Origin of the sequence: Paramuribaculum intestinale, assembly GCF_003024925.1 — a bacterium.
In the GTDB taxonomy this organism is placed as follows: Bacteria; Bacteroidota; Bacteroidia; order Bacteroidales; family Muribaculaceae; genus Paramuribaculum; species Paramuribaculum intestinale.
This window is the reverse complement of record NZ_PUED01000251.1, coordinates 1-2709: the sequence shown is the minus strand read 5'-3', so window position 1 is coordinate 2709 and position 2709 is coordinate 1. Positions and strand designations below refer to the sequence as shown.

Here is a 2709-nt window from a genome sequence, read left to right as displayed (position 1 = left end):
CGGCCATACGCTTTTCAAGGTTGGTCTTGGTGTCCCATACATGCTCGCCGAGGAGTTCGGCAAACTTGGCGGCGTGCTCGGCTTCCTCGAATGCGTAGCGCTTGAATGCGTCGGCGATTTCGGGGTAGCCTTCGCGGTCGGCCTGGCGCGACATGGCCAGATACATGCCTACTTCGGTGCATTCGCCGTTAAAGTGTGCGTTTAGGTCGGCTATCATCTCGGCGTCGGTGTCCTTGGCCACTCCGATCTGGTGCTCGGTGACAAACTTGAGGGCCTCATCGGGTGTGAGTTCCTTGAATTTGCTTTTGGGAGCGCCGCAGAGGGGGCACTTTTCGGGTGCTTCGTCGCCTTCGTGGACGTAGCCGCATACTGTGCAGATAAATTTCTTTTTCATAATTCTTTACTCTATTATTTGTTTGGTTATGTCAGTTGTCGTGTCTGCAAAGATAATCATTAATCCGGTAGTATTGTTCTGTGTTGATTCAGTTTTAGTGATTTTTTACTGCGGGAAAGGGATTTTATGTTGAAATGTCGCAAAGGTGTCAGTGGTGTGGGAAATAATCGGGCGAATCCGGCGTTAGATGATTGTGGAAACGTATTCTTTACATCGTCAGGGTGTGGTGGCGCTCGTGGCGGCGGCTGTGGCCGTGATGGGATTTTTCGTGCTCTTTTCGTCGGGTCTGGTGAATGATCTGGAGGAGCAGGAGCGTCAGCGCATGGAGTTGTGGGCCGAGGCCACCCGCCGGCTTGCGGCCGACAGTCAGGGTGCCGACGACGGTGTGGATTTCATGCTGTCGGTGATAGAGGCCAACCGTTCGATACCGGTGATGCTCGTCGACTCAGCCGGGACAATGCTTCTCCACCGTAATTTCGATCTGCCCGACCGTGCGGACAGTCTGGGCTATGGCGAGGCCAACAGGGCTTTTCTTGAGGAGCGGCTGGAGGATATGCGCCGCGGGGGGAGGGTCATACCGGTGGCTGTGGCTCCTGGCGAGCAGCAGTATCTATATTATGAGGATTCGCGGCTGCTGCGGAGGCTCAATTACTATCCTTATCTTCAGATATTACTGACGGTGACGTTTGTGGGGATGGTGTATTTTGCCGTAGCCACGACCAAGCGGTCGGAGCAGAACAAGGTGTGGGTGGGTCTGTCGAAGGAGACGGCCCATCAGCTCGGCACTCCGATTTCGTCGCTCATGGCGTGGAACGAGATACTGCGCGACCGGGGCGATATGCCGGAGGCTGTGGAGCAGATCGATGCCGACGTGAGGCGTCTGGCCGATATCGCGGCGCGGTTTTCAAAGATAGGTTCCAAGCCGAAGCTTCAGCCGGCCACGGTGGGTGCATGTGCGGGTCATGCGGTGGATTATATGCGGGGACGTGTGTCGCGCGGTGTGGAGTGGAGTTTCGACGACCGGTCGGGTGGTGCTGTGGCTCTGATATGTCCGCCTCTGCTCGAATGGGTCATGGAGTGTCTGATCAAAAACGCTGTCGACGCCATGGAGGGTCGTGGGCGGTTGAGCGTGAGTGTCGTTCCGCGCTCGGACGGCGGTACGTCGATAGAGGTGACCGATTCGGGTCACGGGTTGCCGCGCAAGAGATTCCGCACGGTGTTCCGTCCGGGATTCACCACAAAGGAGCGGGGGTGGGGCCTTGGCCTGACGCTTGCGCGCCGCATAGTCGACGACTACCACGGGGGACGTATATACGTGAAGGGCTCTGTGCCCGGCCATTCCACTACTTTCCGCATAGATCTTCCCCGCCCTTAGAGGAGAGGAAATGAGAGGAGAGGAGAGAGAATACGAGGAGAGGAGAGAGAAAGGGGGTGTGTGAGCGGCGTTGTCAGCGGGGGAGGAAGCGGGCGAGGGCGTGGGGCGTCAGTCCGCGACGCCGTGCGTAGTCGGCGCGCGCTTCGTCGGTGAGATGTCCGATGGTGAAGTATCTTGCGCCGGGTGCCGCAATGATCAGTCCGCTGACGGTGGCCGAGGGTGACATTGCTCCGTTTTCTGTGACTGTGACGCCGATCTCGTCGTAGTGTATCAGCCGGTCGAGCAGATGTATGATGCTTTGGTCGGGGAGCGAGGGGTAGCCTACGGCGGGGCGTATGCCTATGGCCGAGGTGTCGGTGGAGAATCCCCAGATCTCGGTAGCTGTCAGTCGGTGAAGCCATTCGGCTGCGGCTTCGGCGAGCCGGTCGGCCACGAGCTGTGCCGTGATGGCTGCGTAGGGGTCGCCCTGTAGCCTCATTTCGTCGGTGTAGGCGGCGATATCTCCTGCGGTGGTGACGGCAAAGAGTCCGATCCAGTCGCCTTCGGGAGCTATGAAGTCGGCTATGGCAGGCCGGAGTCCGTCGATCTCGCTCGGTTCGGCTTTGCGCAGTGTGGGGATGGTGATGCTTCCGTCGGCCGACGTCACGTTGATGTCGAGTCCCTGCGATCGGGCGTGGCATAGGAGGATACGGGCCGTGAGTGTGGCTTCGCGCTGTTGCAGGAGATCGATCACTCGGTTGGCGTCGTCGGTGACGTCGCGCGCCTCGTCGGTGCAGGCCGATGTGCGCCATGCGGCCAGAAACGCCCTCCAGTTGATGAGCGGGCGGAGCTCTTCGACCGATGGATGCAGAGTGTGGAGTCCTTCCCGTGCGGGTGTGGGCGCAGGGGTTGCGGGCGCAGCGGGGGCGTCGGGCACTGTTTCTGTCGCAGGATGTTGAGG

At 59.4% G+C, this 2709-nt stretch carries 3 protein-coding genes; 1 reads left to right on the top strand and 2 read right to left on the bottom strand.

Annotated elements, in window-relative coordinates; all coding sequences use genetic code 11:
- A partial coding sequence (locus tag C5O24_RS12310; RefSeq protein WP_107681913.1) for a rubredoxin-like domain-containing protein occupies positions 1–394 on the bottom strand: 394 nt, incomplete at its 3' end.
- Between the two features lie 193 nt (positions 395–587).
- On the opposite strand from C5O24_RS12310, the gene C5O24_RS12305 reads away from it, so the two are divergent.
- On the top strand, positions 588–1769 hold the full coding sequence (locus C5O24_RS12305; RefSeq protein WP_148061032.1) for a sensor histidine kinase: 1182 nt from the start codon (positions 588–590) through the stop codon (positions 1767–1769).
- A gap of 73 nt (positions 1770–1842) precedes the next feature.
- Here C5O24_RS12305 and C5O24_RS12300 read toward each other — a convergent pair.
- Positions 1843–2709: vitamin B12 dependent-methionine synthase activation domain-containing protein (locus tag C5O24_RS12300; protein ID WP_275541809.1), on the bottom strand; the 867-nt coding region annotated here is incomplete at its 5' end.